Below are 16,926 nucleotides of genomic sequence, written 5' to 3' on the forward strand. Positions count from 1 at the left end.
GGCATCCCGCCACCGCGGTCCCCGGCCTAGGATGGGCGCATGGCTGCATCTGGTTCCGTGCGCGACCACAGGATGATCGGCAGGCTCCGGCTGGTGTCGCAGCGTCTCACCGGGGACGGTGCCGGCTCAGTACCGGAACTGATCCGGTGGATGACCGCCATGCAGGCGCAGGACCTGCCGGCGGCGCTGTGGGCAGTGGGGGTCCGGGTACCCGGTGCGGGGATCGCCGACGTCCGCACTGCCATCGATTCCGGGAGTGTGGTCCGGTCGTGGCCCATGCGTGGAACGCTGCACCTGGTTGCCCCCGAGGACCTGCGCTGGATGCTGGACCTCACCGCCGAGCGGCTTACCCGGAGCATTGCGGCCAGGCACCGGCAGCTGGAGATTGCCTGGGCTGATATTGAGAAGGCGCGCGACCTGGCGCTGGACCGCATCCTGGCCGATGGTCCCGTCAGCCGTTCCGGGCTGTTCAAGGTTTTCGACGCCGGTGGCCAGCCAACGCAGGGCCAGCGCGGCATCCATCTCCTGGGTACGCTGTGCCGGCACGGCTGGCTGGTGCCGGGGCCGCTTTCGGGTAACCAGCAGCTGATCGCGGCTTTCGACGAGTGGATTCCGGCGTCACGCCTTCCCGGGCGCGAGGAGGCCATCGGTGAGTTCATGGTTCGGTACTTCCGGAGCCATGGCCCGGCCACCGTGCGCGACTTTGCCTGGTGGACCCAGCTGCCGCTGACCGAGGTGCGCGCCGCGTTCCAGCACGTGCAGGGCCAACTGGTGGAGCTGGACATCGATGGCACCAGCTACTGGCTCTCACCGGAGGTGGCATCCCTCCTGGATTCCGGTGTTCCCGGAGGCCGCTCCCTTCACCTGCTGCCCGGGTTCGATGAGTTCGTCCTCGGCTACACGGACCGGACTCCCGTCCTGGCGCCGGAGCATTCGGACCTGATAGTTCCCGGCGGCAACGGAGTCTTCAAGAAGACGGTGGTTGCGGCGGGGAAGGTGGTGGGCACCTGGGCGCTCCAGGGCACGGGCAGCAGTGCCGCCGTCGTGCCCGAACTCTTTGACGAGACCCGGCAGCTGGGGCCGGCAGCCCGGGCAGCCCTCACCAGGGCCGCCCGGCGGTATCTAACGTTCCTTGCCACGTGAGCGGTGCTGCCCCGCATAACCGGTGCTGGGCAGCAACGGTATTGCGGGCAAGGGCCGCTCAGGCTAGCGACAATCCACATGGCGGTGGGGGCGGCTGTCGCCAGGCCTGCACGCCAGCGACGCTTGAACGATGAAAGCCGAGACAGTACGTGCCCTGGTTTACGATCGCTGGCCTGAAGGAGCCGTTGCATCCACCGCACAGCTGGCCGCTGCCGGGCTGGATGACCGGGTGGTGACAGCAGCAGTGAAGAGCGGTGCCCTGCTCCGCGTGCGGCGGGGAGCATATGTCCTTGCCGCACACTGGAACACCATAAAACCGTGGGACCGGGACCAGCTCCGAATCATGGCGCACTTTGAGTCGACCTCGGGACGGGCCCGGTACAGCCATGCGAGCGCGGCACGGCTGCACGGCTGCCATGTGTGGAACGCCGGATCCCTGGTCCACGTGACAACGCAGTACTCCAATTCGCGGGCCAGCGCCGGCCAGGACGTCCAGACCCACCGCCTCCCGCTCACAGAAGAAGAACTGGCTTCATTGTGGACGCCCGACGGACGCGAAATCCTGACCACTTCCATCGAAAGGACCGTGCTGGACTGCGCCCGGACCCTGCCCCTCGACAAGGCTGCCGTCATCGGCGACCACGCCCTCCGCAAGGGCGCATCATTGGCCACCATGCGGCGGCTGCTGGAGGAAAGCCATGTCACGCGCGGGGGCAGGCGCGCTTCGGACCTGCTGCAGGTTCTGGATGCGAGATCGGAATCGGCCGGGGAGACCAGGACCAGGCTGCTGCTCTGCTCGTTCGGTCTGGCCACATTCAAGCCACAGGTGGAGATCACGACGACTGCGGGCCTCTTCCGGGCAGACTTCGCCGATGCTGAAACCCGGGTGATCGTCGAATTTGACGGCGCCGTCAAATACACGGACCACAAACCGACACAGGAAGTGCTGCTCGCGGAGCGTTGGCGGGAAAATGCGCTTGTGGAGGCCGGGTGGCGGGTCTTCAGGCTGCACTGGAATCACTTGGACCGGCCCGGGGAGCTCCGTGCCCGGCTGACGGCGTTCCTCGGACAGCCCGGAACACACAAACGGCCCCTGCCCGCATGAACGGCGCTGGGGAGCACCGTTCATGCGGGCAGGGGCCGCTCGTGGGCAGCTGTACGCCTTTACAGGTTGCCGGTGGCGATGTTGAGCATGCGGCGCAGCGGCTCGGCAGCGCCCCAGAGGAGCTGGTCGCCCACGGTGAAGGCGCTGATGTACTGCGGGCCCATCTCCATCTTGCGGATGCGGCCCACCGGGATGTCCAGGGTGCCGGAGGCGGCCACGGGGGTCAGCTCCGCCATGGAGGCTTCCTTGGTGTTCGGAATGACCTTGGCCCACTGGTTGTCCTCGTCCAGGAGCTTTTCGATTTCGGCGACGGACAGGTCCTCGCGGAGCTTGAGCGTCAGGGCCTGGGAGTGCGACCGCATCGCGCCGATGCGGACGCAAAGGCCGTCCATGATCACGCGGTTTTCCTCCGAGGTGCCCAGGATCTTGTTGGTTTCCACCCCGGCCTTCCACTCTTCCTTGGACTGCCCGTTGCCCAGATCGGCGTCGATCCAGGGGATCAGGGACCCGGCCAGGGGAACGCCGAACTGGGTCGCGTCGATGTCCGTGCGCTGGTGGGCCAGGACCTTGCGGTCAATGTCCAGGATGGCCGACGCCGGGTCGTCCAGTTCCGTGCTGACCTCGGCGTTGAGCGTGCCGAACTGGCTGAGCAGCTCACGCATGTGCCGGGCACCGCCGCCGGACGCCGCCTGGTAGGTCATGGAGGTGCCCCACTCCACCAGGCCGTTCTTGAACAGGCCGCCGAGGCCCATCAGCATGCAGGAAACGGTGCAGTTGCCGCCGATGAAGTCCTTGGTGCCGTTGACCAGGCCCTTGTCGATGACGTCGCGGTTGATGGGGTCCAGCACGATGATGGAGTCGTCGCTCATGCGCAGGGTGGAAGCGGCGTCGATCCAGAGGCCGTCCCAGCCGCGGCTGCGCAGTTCGCCGTGGACCTGCTTGGTGTAATCGCCGCCCTGTGCGGTGACGATAATGGGCAGCTTTGCCAGCGTGTCGACGTCGAACGCGTCCTCGAGCTTGCCGGCGCCTTCAGCGAAGGAAGGCGCGGCACCTCCCGCGTTGGAGGTGGAGAAGAACACCGGGTTGATGTTGGCGAAGTCGCCCTCGTCCTGCATGCGCTGCATCAGGACGGAACCGACCATGCCGCGCCATCCGACCAGGCCGACGGAAGGGGTAGCTGCTGTAGTCATTGGTCCAGTTTAGACTTCGGAACCGGCAGGTCGCAGTCGGTTACGTCACGCCGCCGGCAGCCCGGAAAGGTACGACGGCGGCCTGCGTGAGGGGCCCGTTGTCCCGGCTACGCCTTGCGGGTCATTTGCTGACGTGTCCTGCTCCAGGTTCGGGTGCCTGCCGCTCCTTGCGCAGCTCGTTGGCCTGGTCCCGGCAAGCGGCCGGGAAAGTTCGGTGTATCAAGGAACTGCCAGCTCCTAGAATCAGTGGGTGAACCTTTCGCATCTCGGCGCGCCGATCGGGCCGATGATTCGCGTCCACGGCGGGTTCGCCAACCGGGTGTACCGACTCGACACTGACCAGGGGTCGTTCGCGGTGAAGGAGTTGAACCTCGTCGACCGCCGCTGGACCTATCGCGTCGAGGATGTGTTCAGGTTTGAGCGGGCTGCGTTCGCTGCCGGCATTCCGATGCCAGAGCCGATCTCGGCCAGCCACCATACACTCGTTCACCGATGGGTCGAAGGCGAGAAGCTGCCCGAAGCGCCGGTGTCGGCGGAGTACGCATTTGAGATCGGTGAGATCCTCGCGCGCATCCATGCACTCGACATCCCATGGACGCAGGTGCCGGTCGAGGACCCGGTGCCACGGGACTGGCCCGAACTCGCAGCGCGGGCGGCGGCGACCGGACAACCGTGGGCCGACGAGCTCGCTTCTCACGTCGAGACGTTCCTCGAGATTGCCCGCTTCGTCGACACCTGCGAACGGCCAGGCCCCGTCGTACTCACCCACAGGGACATCCAACCATGGAATCTGCTCACTAAAGAGCGTCGGCCGGTGGTGCTCGACTGGGAGCTCTCCGGCATGCTCGACCTGTCCGGTGAGCTCGGCTCGACCGCGCTGAGCATCGCGAAGGGGTGTGGTTTCGACGACATCAAGCCCAGCATTTTCCGCTCGGTTCTCGACGGCTATGTCGCGGGGGACGGAACCCTGCCGCCTTCAGGTCCAAGCTGGTTTGTATTCATGATCGGCGGCTGGCTGGGGCACACAAGGTGGAACATCCTCCGGTGCCTCGCCGGTGTCGAGGCGGGCACCGGCCCTGACCTCGCGCTGTCGCACGAGGCTGTGCGCAACGGGGTGCGCGGCCTCCCCGACCTGTTCGGCCGACTTCCGGAGCTCGAGGCGCTGCTCCTGTGACAGCGACCTGCGTCGGTCCGTGGTACGCGGCGTAAGGCGCGCTCCGGATTCCGCTCGGTGCCACCGGCCCCTTGCGGGCGGCACAAAGTCAATGATGTGAGCGGTGCCGACGCCACTTCTTTTTGCGCGGATGAAATCAAGATCTTCACGGCAGAGAACCAGAGGCATCGCCTACTCGCCGCTGTGCCGGGTCCGCTTTCAGGGCTCCCGCTGCAACTCACAACCCTGGCATAACCGAGCTTGTGGAGCGCATCGCGATTCCTCGCCACACCTAAACCACTTCCTCGCCGCCCCAGCGTGCCAGCGCGACGATCGCCTCGCGCAAGGCGAGCCCCCGGTCGGTCAGCGCATAGGCCCGGGTGTTGTGCCGGAGGGGCAGACGGGACAGTACGCGGGCGGCCTCAAGCTCGCGCAGGCGGGTCGCGAGAATGTTGGTCGGCACTCCGAGGTCGCGCTGCAGATCGCCGTAGCGCTGTGGCCCGTCGAGCAGCCGCTCCACGATGAGCAGGGCCCACCGTGCTCCGACGACGTCGAGGGCCGCGGCGAGGTCGCTCACTCGGTCGGGTCGGTGTCCGGCTTCATCCAAAACGGCGAGTAGTGGTAGCCGTCGGGGTCGTCGAACTGGCGCTGGTACATGAAGGGGTAGTCGTCGGTGTCACCGATCCGCCCGCCGGCTGCGCCGGCGCGTTCAGTGAGCTGGTCGACCGCCTCGCGGCTGCCGAGGTCGAATGAGACCGTGATCTTCGAAGGAGTGTCGGGTCCGCCGACCAGCTCCTCGGCGCCGCCGACGCTTGCGTACATCTCGCGGCTTCCGAGCATGACGTACTGCTCGGGCGCAATCTGGAAACATGACACGTTGTGATCGGACATCTCGGCGTTAAGGGTCCAGCCCAAGGCGGTGTAGAAGGCGGTTGCGCGCTCGACGCTCTCAACCGGGCAGGTGATGAAAAGGCTCATGCGGCTCATACTTGCAAAATGCAAGTACATCGTCAAGCCTCTATGTGTGGAGATAGTGGTCCATGATCCGTCGCCGCCATTCTTCACGGAAAGGGTCTGTACGGTGGGATCCTCGCGGCGGGCGAAGAGTGACGCCGCCCTCTAGGTTGCTGCCAAGGTGCTGCTTGATAACCATGAGGTTGGCTTCGGGATCAGTGAGCCAGCCCGGGCCCCACGCCGGATTGTTGTTGATCTGGCTGCCCAGCTGTGTCGATTGCTGCTGCAGCAGGTCCGCGGTTTTGCTGAAGTGCTGCGCGAGGGTGCGCAGTGGATCGACGTCGGCACCCCACAAAGTCCCTGCCACCAGGATTCCCCCAATTTTCATCCCGCAGCAGTTCAGCGCGCTGCAGGCCCCAGCCTAAGGCAGGATCACTACGGCCGCGTTGGGTTGTCCTGCCCTTGCACGGCAGTATGCACTAACCCCGGTCCGACTCCTCCAGCACGGCAGCCTTCCGGGCCCGCAGCGCGAAGAACGCGCCGAAGGCGAAGGCCTGGGTGACGACAACCAGCACGATTGCACCGGCGATCTTGTTGCCGCCCAGGATCATGGTCAGGCCGACGATCGCGGACAGGAGCGCCAGCAGGGGCAGCAGCATGTAGCCCAGGACAAACAGGGTTTCGGGTTTCTTCAGCATGTTCCTAGCCCTCGGTCCGTGACCATTTGGTGAATCGGTAGCGCGTGCCGTTGGCGGCTGTCAGCCAGCCGTCCGGCGGGACGGAGGCGGACGCCACCCAACTGGGACCAAGCTCGGGAGCGAACGTGTCGCCGTCGGCCTTCATGTCGATGGTGGTGACCACGGCAACGTTGGCGAGGTCCGTGGACTGGCGGAAAACATCGCCGCCGCCCAGGATCCAGACCGTTTCGCCGCCGTCGACAAACTGCGACTCAAGGAGCGCGTCATCCAGGGAGGGAACCACGACGGCGCCCTCCGCCTCAGGCGTACTGGCCCAGCTTTTCTGCCGGGTGATGACGATGTTCGTGCGGCCGGGCAGGGGGCGGTACTTGTCCGGGAAGGACAGCCAGGTCTTGCGGCCCATGATGACCGGGTGCCCGGTGGTGAGGCGGGTGAAGTGCTTCAGGTCCTCGGGCAGGTGCCAGGGCATGTCCCCGTCCTTGCCGATGACGCCGTCGGACGTCTGAGCCCAGACCAGGCCGACGCCGGTGATGGAGGCGGCGAGCTCCTCCGTGAAGGACTGGGGATCGGTGAAGTTTTCGGTGCTCATACGGCGATCGGTGCCTTGATCGTGGGGTGGTGCTTGTAGCCCACCACCTCGAAGTCCTCCAGCGTGTAATCGAAGATCGAGGCCGGCTTGCGGGTGATCTTCAACTGCGGGTATTCGTACGGCTCGCGTTCCAGCTGCTTGAGGACCTGGTCCATGTGGTTCTCGTAGATGTGCACGTCGCCGCCGGTCCAGATGAATTCGCCGGGCTCAAGCCCCACCTGCTGGGCCACCATGCAGGTGAGCAGTGCATAGGAGGCGATGTTGAACGGGACGCCCAGGAACATGTCCGCCGACCGCTGGTAGAGCTGGCAGGAGAGCTTGCCGTTGGCCACGTAGAACTGGAAGAACGCGTGGCAGGGCGGCAGCGCCATGTCGTTGAGTTCGGAGACATTCCAGGCGGAAACGAGGTGCCGCCGGGAGTCCGGGTTGGACTTGAGGTTCTCGATTAGTTCGGCGATCTGGTCGATGTGCCCGCCGTCCGGTGTGGGCCAGCTGCGCCACTGCACACCATAGACCGGGCCCAGGTCGCCGTCCTGGTCCGCCCATTCGTTCCAGATGGTGACGCCCTGGTCCTGCATCCACTTGATGTTGGTTTCACCGCGCAGGAACCACAGGAGTTCAACGGCAACGGACTTGAAGTGGACCCGCTTGGTGGTGATCAGCGGGAAGCTCTTGGCCAGGTCAAAGCGCATCTGGCGGCCGAAAACGCTGGTGGTTCCGGTTCCCGTGCGGTCCGACTTATGGGTGCCGGAGGCCAGGACATCGCGCAGGAGGTCTTCGTAGGGAGTAGGGATGCTCACGCCCCAAGTCTACTGGCTGCCTAGTCGTCGAAGGGTTTGAACTGCTCCACCGCCACAACCCGTTTCATTCCGCCGTTGGCCACATGGCACACCACCACCTCGCCGGGGGACAGGTAGGGCTCGCGGCCGGGCAGGAGCTTCGCCAAGGGTGCCGGCGTATGGGTGGCCACCTGCTTGAGGACGGTGGGCAGTGCCGGCCGGTGCGTGCAGACAACCACGGGCCGCTGCTTGTCGAAAAGGGATTCGATGACGGCCGCGGTCTTCTTGGGACTGCGCTGGTGCTTGTGTTCGGTCAGGCCTTCCGCCAGCTTCACTTTGGCCCCCGCCGCCCGCGCGTAGGGGGCCACGGTTGCCACGCAGCGCAGCCATGGGCTGGTGACCACCCGCATGGGCTTCCACACATCCAGGAGCCGGCCGACGGCCTGTGCCTGGCGGTTGCCTGTGGCCGCAAGCGGACGCTCGCCCTCTGCCTTGCTCCAGGATGAGCGCGGCTTGGCTTTGGCGTGCCGGAGCACCAGCAGGGGCCACGTGTCCAGGGTGCCCGCTTCGTGCGCGTCCCGCAGGTGTTCAAGGGGCGCGACGTCGGAAGGGTTGGACAGCAGGCCGGCCGCCTTTTCTGGGGCGCACCACATGACGCTGTCCACCTCCTTGCCGTCCGGAACCAGGGTGTTGCCGTTGACTTTGACCGCCCAGTAGTAAACCTTCTTGAGGCCCGACGCCACGTGGTAGTGGATAGGCGGCAGCGGTATGCCCAGGGGCGCGCGGAGGCCGATCTCCTCCCACACCTCACGGACGGCGCATTCGGGAATGGTCTCGCCGTTGTCGATCTTTCCCTTGGGCCAGGACCAGTCGTCATAGCGCGGGCGGTGGATCAGCGCGACTTCCAGGAGGTCCTTGTTGACCCGCCACGGGATGGCGCCCGCAGCGGTTACGGCTACGGGTTCCCCCGGGTGGTCAGTCTGGTCGGCTACGAGTGCATCGCTCGACAACGCGGCTGCCTATCGCCGGCTCAGGCTGCGTTGACGCGGCCGGGACGCCAACAACCAGGACTGGACATCCTCAAGCGGCTTCCCGTCCTCGGACAGGTGGTGCCGGTTCCAGCGGCCCTCGTTGTCCAGGTGCCAGCTGGATGTTTCCGGCGCCATGTAGCGCCGCATGAGGTCCAGGACATAGGCGATGTCGTCCGCGCTGGCCAGCTGGACCAGCGCCTCCACCCTGCGGTCCAGGTTGCGGTGCATCATGTCGGCCGAACCGATGTACACCACGGGATCCCCGCCGTTGGCGAAAGCGAACACCCTGGAGTGCTCCAGGAACCGGCCCAGGATGGACCGGACAGTGATGTTGTCGCTCAGCCCGGGAACGCCGGGGCGCAGCGAGCAGATGCCGCGGACCACCACATCCACCTTGACCCCCGCCTGGGAGGCGCGGTAGAGGGAATCGATGATGGCCTCATCGACCATGGAGTTCACCTTGATCTGCACATGTCCCGGCACGCCGGCCCTGGCGTTGCGGATCTCGGTCTCGATCCGGTCGATAAGTCCCGACCGGACGGAACGGGGTGCCACCAGGAGCCGTTTGAAGGTCGATTTCGGTGCGTAGCCGGAAAGCTGGTTGAACAGCTTGGACAGGTCCTCGCCCACCTGTTCGTTCGCCGTCAGCAGGCCCAGGTCCTCGTAGTAGCGGGCGGTCCGCGGGTGGTAGTTGCCGGTGCCGATGTGGCAGTAGCGGCGGAGCCCGTCCACTTCCTGGCGGACCACCAGCGACAGCTTGCAGTGCGTCTTCAGGCCCACGATCCCGTACACCACATGCACGCCGGCCTGCTCCAGTTTGCGGGCCCAGGAGATGTTGGCCTGCTCATCGAAGCGCGCCTTGATCTCCACCAGGGCCAGGACCTGCTTGCCGGCCTCGGCGGCATCAATCAGCGCGTCAACGATGGGGGAGTCGCCGGAGGTGCGGTACAGGGTCTGCTTGATGGCCTGCACCTTGGGATCCGCCGCGGCCTGTTCCAGGAACGCCTGCACCGAAGTTGAGAACGAATCGTACGGGTGGTGCAGCAGGATGTCGCGGCGGCGCATGGCGGCAAAGACGTTCGCCGCCTTGGAGGTCTCGGACTCATTCAGGTACCGGGACGTGTGCGGCACGTGCTTGGGGTAATGCAGGTCAGCGCGGTCGATTCCGGCGATGACGGACAGGCCGCGAAGGTCCAGTGGAGCCGGCACCGAGTAGACCTCGGATTCCTCCACGCCCAGCTCGCGGATCAGCAGGGCCCTGATGTTGGGGTTGATGTCGTTGGCCACCTCCAGCCGGACGGGCGGGCCGAAGCGGCGGCGCAGGAGTTCCTTCTCCAGGGCCTGCAGGAGGTTTTCGGCGTCGTCCTCCTCCACCTCCAGGTCCTCGTTGCGGGTGACCCGGAAGGTGTGGTGTTCCAGCACCTCCATGCCCGGGAACAACTTGTCCAGGTGGACGGCGATGACTTCCTCCAGCGCAATGAACCGGGCCACCCGCCCGGGCACCGCGCCGGCGCGGGGGCCGTCGATGGAGATCAGGCGGGGCAACTGGTCCGGCACCTTCAGGCGGGCGAAGAGCTCCTTGTCGCTGACGGGGTTCCGGACCACCACGGCCAGGTTCAGTGACAGGCCCGAAATGTAAGGGAAGGGGTGGGCAGGGTCAACGGCCAGCGGGGTGAGGATGGGGAAGACTTTTTCCGCAAACATCACGCTCAGCTGCTGCTTGGCGGCGTCGTCCAGTTCGTCCCAGTGCATGAGGTGGATGTGCTCGTAGGCCAGGGCCGGGCGGATCTGGTCAGCGAACACCTGGGCGTGCCGTGCCTGGAGCCGGTGGGCTTCCTCGCTGATCCGCTCCAGCACCTCGACGGGGCTCAGGCCGGCGGGGGAGGGGACGGCGAGTCCCGTGGCGATACGGCGCTTGAGGCCGGCCACGCGGACCATGAAGAACTCGTCCAGGTTCGACGCGAAAATGGAGAGGAAGCTGACGCGTTCCAGCAGGTGCAGGGTGGGGTCCTCGGCCAGTTCCAGGACCCGCGAATTGAAGGCGAGCCAGCTCAGCTCGCGGTCCAGGAACCGGTCAGGCCGGATGTCGCCTTCTGGCTGCAGGTTCGGCGCGAATTCAGGGATGTCAATGCGGTCCTGGGTGGCCCTGGAGGCCGGTACCTCGGAGGAGCCGAAGCGTGCCCGTACAGGCGCCGCAACATCCTGGGACGTAGCTGTTCCGGAGGGTTCCGGGTTCATGGCTTCTCCTTTAGCTGGCGCGTTGGTGCCGGCGCTTCCGCCCCGCGCGGTTCCCTTTCAACCTTACAAGCATTCACCCATGCCACGGCCCCTGTTCCTCCCGGGCGGGGGATTCTTCCGGCTGTCCTGCCTACCCCGCCGCCGGGCCATACATGACGTCCATGTCCCAGCGCGTAAAGCCGAGCCGCCGGTAGAGGGCGACGGCCGCGGCATTGTCGGCGTCCACATAGAGCATGACCCCGTTCAGCCCGGAGTCGCGAAGGTGCCTGATGCCGGCGATGGTCAATGCCTTGCCCAGGCCCATGCCCTGGGCTTCGGGTGTCACGCCCACCACATACACCTCGCCGATGGCTGGGTGCGAGCCGTGCCGGGGGTGGACTTTGGTCCAGTGGTAGCCCAGAAGGCGGCCGGCCCGGTCCTCCGCCAGGAAGAACCCGGCCGGATCGAACCAGTCCTCCGCCATGCGCGCCTCGAGGTCCGCCCGGGTGAGGTTCCCCTGTTCCGGATGGTGGGCGAAGGCGGCCCTGTTGGCGGCCAGCCAGGCGTCCTCATCCTTGCCCGGCACGAAGGTGCGGATGGCCACCCTGTCCGGGAGGCCGGCGTCGGGAAGCTCCGCGCCCGCCGTCGTCATCCGCATCTTCCACAACTCACGCACCGGCGCGTAGCCGTACCGCGCAGCAAGGTCGGCAGCTGCCTCGTGGTTGCCGTGGGACCAGGCGTTCAGCCCGCCAAAGCCCCGGACCTCCTTGAGGGCCCCCACCAGGCGGTCCGCCACGCCCTGGTTCCGGTAGGAGGGGTGGACGGCGATCTCCAGGATGCCGTGGCCGTCCGGCTCCTCAACCACGACGGCGAAGCCCGCCAGGTCCTGTCCGGTCGCCGGATCGGAGTCCTCGTCGGGTGCATACAGGGCCAGCGTCAGCAGGGTGTGCTCCGCGGAGTCCCCGGCGCGCATGGTCACCAGGGTCTGCTCGGAGATGGAAGGGTTTCCATCCGATTCCTCAGCCGCGGCCAGGAGGTCGCGGCAGTCCTTCAGGAGTTGCTGGTCAACTCCGCCCCGGACGACATGGACGGGCCACTTCTGCGGATGCGCTGGAGTCATGAGCCAAGGCTATACGTCAATGGCGCGCCGGGGCTCAGGCCTCGGTGAGTTCGTCTTCCTGCTGCCGGACGAGGGTGAGGCGGTAGCCGACGTTCCTGACCGTGCTGATCAGGTTCTCGTGGTCCGCGCCGAGCTTTGCCCGGAGGCGCCGGACGTGGACGTCCACGGTGCGGGTGCCGCCGTAGTAGTCGTAGCCCCAGACTTCGGTGAGGAGCTGCTGCCGGGTGAACACGCGGCCTGGATGCTGGGCCAGGTATTTCAGGAGCTCGAACTCCTTGAACGTCAGGTTCAGCGGGGCGCCGTTGACGCGTGCCGTGTAGCTTGCCTCGTCGATGATGACGCCGGCGGCGCGGATCTCACTCGGAGCGTCTTCCTGCTCGGGGACTGCCCGGGCAACGGACAGCCGGATACGCGCCTCCACTTCGGCGGGTCCGGCGGAATCGAGGACGATGTCGTCAACGGCCCACGCGGAGGAAACGGCGGCCATGCCGCCTTCTGTGAGGATCAGGACCAGGGGAGCGCTCAGCCCGGTGGCTTTCAGGAGCTGCGTGAGTGAACGGGCGCCCACCAGGTCCTTGCGGGCATCCAGCAGGACGATGTCGCAGGGGTCTGTCTCAAGGAGGGCCGTGGGCTCGGCCGGGAGGATGTGGACCCTGTGGTTCAGCAATTCGAGGGCAGGCAGGATGTCCACCGAAGAACCGGTGCTGTTGGTCAGTAACAGGATGTGCGACATTGTTCCTCCAAGGGCCGTCCGCGCATCATTGGGCGACTGAACCGGATTCTCACCGGCCGGTACTGGCTTCCTGCACGAGGCTCTGGGCCGTCAGCACGCCGCCGGCCAGCTACCTCAGCAGGGAGCGTAGCTGAACCTTGAGTATACCCGGCGGCCTCCTCCAGGCCACAGATCCAGGCCGCGGACGGGAGCGTTTTGCGACATATGCCCTTCACATAAGGCAGGATTGAAGCAGGGCGGACCAGCCCTGCCATGAGGGGGCGGACCAGCCTTCCGGCCAACGCCAGGATGGGAAAACAGCGCAGTGAGTGCACCGACGAAGCACAGGCCGGGCCCTGGATGACGGCGGACCTGCAGGCACCCGTGCGTTCGCTGGGTTCCTGGACCATCGGCGTTGTCGGCATCGCCGGCCTGGCCGCCATCATCGCCGGGGTCTATGCCTCGCCTGAAGCACTCGTCGCCGTCGGTGTCGCCATCGCCGCCGCAGTGGGGATCGGGTGGCCGCATTTCCTCCGCATCCCCGCCAAGAAGACCCTTGCCGCCGTCATCGCCCTGCCGGGCGCAGGCGCTGCCGTGGCGGCCGGCGTGGCGCCGGCCCCGGGCTACCTGGACTGGACGCCGGCCTTCGTGGCGCTGGGAATGATGGCGGTGTTTGTGGTGCAGTTGGTCCGCGGTACGGGACAGGCCCAGCGGCTGGAGTCCACACTGGGCTGCTGCGCCGGTGTCCTGCTGTCCTGCCTCGGCGCCGGCTGGGTTGCCGGAGCGCGGTTCAACGGCGTCCGCGAAATGCTGCTTGTGGCGGCAATCAGTGCCGCGGTGGCCCTGCTGGCCGGCCTTATCCGCTGGCCGGACAGCATCATTGCTCCGCTGGGCATTGTCCTGGCGGGCCTGGCCGGGCCGCTCGCCGGACTGGTCCTGTCGGACATCGCCGTCCTGCCGGCCGCGGTCTTCGGCGTGGTGGTGGGCGCGGTCCTGGCAAGCTTCCGCAGACTGGCCACGCTCCGCGGCGCCCCGCTGAATTTTGCGGCCGCACTGAGCATGGGCCTGGCCCCCGTCTCAGCGGTGGGATCCCTCGCTTACTTCATAGACAAACTACTCATCTACTAACGGGTTAGGATGGCACCATGTCCGTACTTGCTTTTGAAATCTTCTTCCTTGTCCTGCTCGGCATCGCGAGCCTGTCCATGGCCTGGTTCGCCGGATTCGTGGTCTACCGCCTCTTCAAGGGCCAGAAGTAGCCACCCCTCTTCCGGAGCCGGCCGTATCTCGAGGTAGAACAAATGCCCATTGAGATTCCTACAGATCTGACCCCTGAACTCGTCCCCCTTTCGTGGCTCATTGGCGAGTGGGAGGGCCGCGGCCGGCTGGGCAGCGGCGACGAGGATTCGGAACACTTCCTGCAGCACGTCTCCTTCACCCACAACGGCCTGCCGTACCTGCAGTACCGGGCCGAGAGCTGGTTGACCGACGACGAGGGCACGCGCCTGCGGCCGCTCACCGTTGAGACCGGCTTCTGGGCGCTTGAACGCAAGCAGCTGGATGCCGACGGCGGCCCGGGCCTGGTGCCTGCCGACATCGTCCCGGTGTTGAAGAGTGCCGATGAGGTGGAGGCGCTGCGCAACAAGGACGGCGGCTTCGACATCTCGGTGTCCATCGCCCACCCAGGCGGCATCACCGAGCTGTACTACGGCCAGATCAAGGGCCCGCAGATCCAGTTGACCACCGACATGGTGATGCGTGGCAGCCACTCCAAGGAGTACAGTGCGGCCACCCGGATCTTTGGCCTGGTGGACGGCAACCTCCTGTGGCGGTGGGACGTGGCGACAGGCGGCGAAACCGGCAAGGGCCTTGAAGCCCACGCCTCCGCGTTCCTGCATAGAGTCTCCTGAACAGGAAAGAAACCTCATGGAAGACGGCACGGATCAAGCACGAAAGCCCAGCGGCTACGGCGACCTCAAGGCCGTCTTCTTCAACGGCACCCTGAAGAAGTCGCCGCAGACATCCAACACGGACGGGCTGATTGCCATCAGCCGCCGCATCATGGAAAAGCAGGGTGTCAGCACCAGGGTGATCCGTACCGTGGACCACGACATCGCCAGCGGTGTCTACCCGGACATGACCCAGTACGGGTGGGCCACGGACGAGTGGCCGGATCTCTATCCCGCTGTCCAGGAAGCTGACATCGTGGTGGTGGCGGGCCCCATCTGGCTCGGTGACAACTCGTCGCAGACCAAGAAACTTATCGAGCGCCTCTACGCCCACTCCGGCCAGCTCAATGACAGGGGCCAGTGGGCCTTCTATCCAAAGGTGGGCGGCTGCCTGATCACCGGCAACGAGGACGGCATCAAGCACTGTTCCATGAACATCCTCTACAGTCTTCAGCACATCGGCTTCAGCATCCCGCCGCAGGCCGACGCGGGTTGGATCGGGCCGGTTGGTCCGGGCCCAAGCTACCTGGATGAAGGCTCCGGCGGCCCGGAGAGCGACTTCACCAACCGCAACACCACCTTCATGACCTGGAACCTCCTGCACCTGGCAAGGATGCTGAAGGATGCGGGCGGCTACCCGGCCTACGGCAACCTGCCCAACGAATGGAACGCCGGTACCCATTTCGATTTCGAAAATCCGGAATACCGTTAGCCTCCAAGGACTTCTACTTCATATGACTACGCCCAGCCCCTTGTTGTCGCGCCCCGGCGCCGTCGAGGCCGGCGGCCCTGACGCCGGAGTCGCCGCCCACTACGGCGAGCCGCTGCGCGAGCAGCGCGCGCTCGCTGCCGGAACCGCCGTCGTCGACCTTTCCCACCGCGGCGTGGTCACCGTCACCGGCCCGGACCGGCTGAGCTGGCTTAATACCCTGTCCTCCCAGCAGGTGGCCGCGCTGAAGCCGGGGGAGTCCAGCGAGCTGCTGCTCCTCAGCGTCCAGGGCCGCATCGACTTTGACGCCCGGGTTGTCGACGACGGCGGGACCACGTGGCTGATCGTTGAGGCCGCCGAGGCAGCGCCGCTGGCGGAGTACCTCAACCGGATGAAGTTCATGCTGCGGGTGGAAATCGCCGACGTCTCGTCCGACTGGGCAGTCGTGGGCAGCACCCGGGCCGTCCCGGAGTGGTCCGGCCGCCTCGCCTGGCAGGACCCGTGGCCGCACGTATCCGCCGGCGGATACTCCTATGCCACCGTGTCGGAGGAGAACCATCCGGGGCTGGAGCGCCCCTGGTTCGAGTACCTCATCCCGGCCGCCGAACTGGAAGAGGCCGTCGCGGGGCGGTCTCTGGCCGGTGTCCTCGCCGCGGAAGCCCTGCGGGTCGCCGCCTGGCGCCCCCGGATCGGTGCCGAGACGGATGACAAGACCATCCCGCACGAGCTTGACCTGCTGCGCACTGCGGTGCACCTGGCCAAGGGCTGCTACAAAGGCCAGGAGACCATCGCCCGCGTCCACAACCTGGGCCACCCGCCCCGCCGGCTGGTCTTCCTGCAGCTGGACGGCTCGCAGCACACCCTCCCCGCCGCCGGCAGCCCGGTCATGGCAGGGGACCGGAAAGTCGGGACCGTCACCTCCGTGGCGCAGCACTACGAGATGGGTCCTGTGGCCCTGGCAGTCATAAAACGTTCCGTGGCCGCGGATGAGATACTGACCGTCCTGGACGGCGATGAGCCGTATGCCGCCGTCCAGGAAATCATTGTTGCCCCCGATGCCGGCCAGGTGGTGGGGCGCCAGACCGGATTCCTGAGGGGGCCACGCTGATGACCGAGCACACCGGGACCACGCCTGCCGGCGTTGGGACGACGGCAGCGGAAGGGCACGACGACGACGCGCTGGCTTTGGCGCAGGCGCTCTTCGAGGCTGCGCGTGAGGGGAGCGACGCCCTGCTGGGTGCCTACCTGGACGCCGGGGTTCCCGCCACCATGACCAACTCCGCCGGTGACTCCCTGCTCATGCTGGCCGCCTACCACGGCCACGCCGGCACCGTTGGGCTGCTCCTGCAACACGGCGCCGACGCCAACGCCGCCAACGACCGGGGCCAGACCCCGCTCGCAGGCGCCGTATTCAAGGGCTACACGGACGTGGCCCGGGTCCTGCTTGACGCCGGAGCGGATCCGGACGCCGGTGCGCCCTCGGCACGCGCCGCGGCGCAAATGTTTGCCCGCACGGAGATCCTGGACCTGCTGGGCTAGCTCGGCCCGGGTTCCGCCCGGCACCAACAAAAACTCCT

Annotated in this window: 19 protein-coding genes; 8 read left to right on the forward strand and 11 right to left on the reverse strand. The window is 66.5% G+C overall.

What is annotated here, in order from left to right; all coding sequences use genetic code 11:
• Nucleotides 1–39: 39 nt before the first annotated feature.
• Together AC3ANU_RS07930 and AC3ANU_RS07935 are read left to right on the forward strand one after the other, a co-directional pair.
• Nucleotides 40–1,143 carry a winged helix DNA-binding domain-containing protein gene (locus AC3ANU_RS07930; RefSeq protein ID WP_488315816.1) on the forward strand — a complete coding sequence of 368 codons (1,104 nt, stop codon included), beginning with the start codon at nt 40–42 and terminating at the stop codon, nt 1,141–1,143.
• Nucleotides 1,144–1,273: 130 nt separating this feature from the next.
• Complete coding sequence (locus AC3ANU_RS07935; RefSeq protein WP_478223089.1) at nt 1,274–2,248, forward strand: type IV toxin-antitoxin system AbiEi family antitoxin domain-containing protein; 975 nt, start codon at nt 1,274–1,276, stop codon at nt 2,246–2,248.
• A 59-nt stretch (nt 2,249–2,307) separates the two neighbouring features.
• On the opposite strand, the gene asd is transcribed toward AC3ANU_RS07935, so the two are convergent.
• On the reverse strand, nt 2,308–3,438 hold the full coding sequence (asd, locus tag AC3ANU_RS07940; protein WP_488315817.1) for an aspartate-semialdehyde dehydrogenase: 1,131 nt from the start codon (nt 3,436–3,438) through the stop codon (nt 2,308–2,310).
• A gap of 250 nt (nt 3,439–3,688) precedes the next feature.
• On the opposite strand from asd, the gene AC3ANU_RS07945 reads away from it, so the two are divergent.
• The gene (locus AC3ANU_RS07945; protein WP_488315818.1) at nt 3,689–4,612 is read left to right on the forward strand and encodes a phosphotransferase family protein; all 924 of its coding nucleotides are present in this window, start codon (nt 3,689–3,691) and stop codon (nt 4,610–4,612) included.
• 271 nt (nt 4,613–4,883) lie between these two features.
• On the opposite strand, the gene AC3ANU_RS07950 is transcribed toward AC3ANU_RS07945, so the two are convergent.
• From AC3ANU_RS07950 to AC3ANU_RS07995, 10 genes are all read right to left on the reverse strand, one after another.
• Entirely contained in the window at nt 4,884–5,168 is a 285-nt protein-coding gene (locus AC3ANU_RS07950; protein ID WP_018769093.1) for a winged helix-turn-helix transcriptional regulator, read from the reverse strand.
• Entirely contained in the window at nt 5,165–5,569 is a 405-nt protein-coding gene (locus AC3ANU_RS07955; RefSeq protein WP_488315819.1) for a VOC family protein, read from the reverse strand. The genes AC3ANU_RS07950 and AC3ANU_RS07955 overlap by 4 nt, the downstream gene beginning before the upstream one ends.
• A gap of 40 nt (nt 5,570–5,609) precedes the next feature.
• The gene (locus tag AC3ANU_RS07960; RefSeq protein ID WP_488315820.1) at nt 5,610–5,933 is read right to left on the reverse strand and encodes a hypothetical protein; all 324 of its coding nucleotides are present in this window, start codon (nt 5,931–5,933) and stop codon (nt 5,610–5,612) included.
• A gap of 91 nt (nt 5,934–6,024) precedes the next feature.
• Nucleotides 6,025–6,243: an NF038396 family protein gene (locus AC3ANU_RS07965; RefSeq protein ID WP_018769096.1), complete on the reverse strand. Its 219-nt coding sequence runs from the start codon at nt 6,241–6,243 to the stop codon at nt 6,025–6,027.
• Nucleotides 6,244–6,247: 4 nt separating this feature from the next.
• Nucleotides 6,248–6,832 (reverse strand): dihydrofolate reductase, encoded by a 585-nt coding sequence (locus AC3ANU_RS07970; protein ID WP_018769097.1) that lies wholly within the window; start codon nt 6,830–6,832, stop codon nt 6,248–6,250.
• Nucleotides 6,829–7,632, reverse strand: a complete 804-nt coding sequence (locus AC3ANU_RS07975) for a thymidylate synthase (protein WP_018769098.1) — start codon at nt 7,630–7,632, stop codon at nt 6,829–6,831. Before AC3ANU_RS07975 ends, AC3ANU_RS07970 begins: the two co-directional genes overlap by 4 nt.
• Nucleotides 7,633–7,652: 20 nt before the next feature.
• Nucleotides 7,653–8,621 (reverse strand): NUDIX hydrolase, encoded by a 969-nt coding sequence (locus AC3ANU_RS07980; RefSeq protein WP_018769099.1) that lies wholly within the window; start codon nt 8,619–8,621, stop codon nt 7,653–7,655.
• Between the two features lie 9 nt (nt 8,622–8,630).
• Nucleotides 8,631–10,880 (reverse strand): RNA degradosome polyphosphate kinase, encoded by a 2,250-nt coding sequence (locus tag AC3ANU_RS07985; RefSeq protein ID WP_488315821.1) that lies wholly within the window; start codon nt 10,878–10,880, stop codon nt 8,631–8,633.
• Between the two features lie 130 nt (nt 10,881–11,010).
• On the reverse strand, nt 11,011–11,979 hold the full coding sequence (gene mshD, locus AC3ANU_RS07990) for a mycothiol synthase (RefSeq protein ID WP_488315822.1): 969 nt from the start codon (nt 11,977–11,979) through the stop codon (nt 11,011–11,013).
• Between the two features lie 34 nt (nt 11,980–12,013).
• On the reverse strand, nt 12,014–12,712 hold the full coding sequence (locus AC3ANU_RS07995; RefSeq protein ID WP_018769102.1) for a winged helix-turn-helix transcriptional regulator: 699 nt from the start codon (nt 12,710–12,712) through the stop codon (nt 12,014–12,016).
• 339 nt (nt 12,713–13,051) lie between these two features.
• Between AC3ANU_RS07995 and AC3ANU_RS08000 the strand changes: the two genes are divergently transcribed.
• From AC3ANU_RS08000 to AC3ANU_RS08020, 5 genes are all read left to right on the forward strand, one after another.
• The gene (locus AC3ANU_RS08000; RefSeq protein ID WP_043424912.1) at nt 13,052–13,819 is read left to right on the forward strand and encodes a hypothetical protein; all 768 of its coding nucleotides are present in this window, start codon (nt 13,052–13,054) and stop codon (nt 13,817–13,819) included.
• A 173-nt stretch (nt 13,820–13,992) separates the two neighbouring features.
• Nucleotides 13,993–14,601, forward strand: coding sequence for a nitrobindin family protein (locus tag AC3ANU_RS08005; protein ID WP_018769104.1), 609 nt, complete (start codon nt 13,993–13,995; stop codon nt 14,599–14,601).
• A 16-nt stretch (nt 14,602–14,617) separates the two neighbouring features.
• Nucleotides 14,618–15,352 carry a flavodoxin family protein gene (locus AC3ANU_RS08010; RefSeq protein WP_018769105.1) on the forward strand — a complete coding sequence of 245 codons (735 nt, stop codon included), beginning with the start codon at nt 14,618–14,620 and terminating at the stop codon, nt 15,350–15,352.
• Nucleotides 15,353–15,374: 22 nt separating this feature from the next.
• On the forward strand, nt 15,375–16,457 hold the full coding sequence (gene ygfZ / locus AC3ANU_RS08015; RefSeq protein ID WP_056388904.1) for a CAF17-like 4Fe-4S cluster assembly/insertion protein YgfZ: 1,083 nt from the start codon (nt 15,375–15,377) through the stop codon (nt 16,455–16,457).
• On the forward strand, nt 16,457–16,888 hold the full coding sequence (locus tag AC3ANU_RS08020) for an ankyrin repeat domain-containing protein (RefSeq protein WP_018769107.1): 432 nt from the start codon (nt 16,457–16,459) through the stop codon (nt 16,886–16,888). Before ygfZ ends, AC3ANU_RS08020 begins: the two co-directional genes overlap by 1 nt.
• The last annotated feature ends 38 nt before the right edge of the window (nt 16,889–16,926 follow it).

The sequence above is a fragment of the Arthrobacter sp. SDR-2R genome (assembly GCF_057747955.1).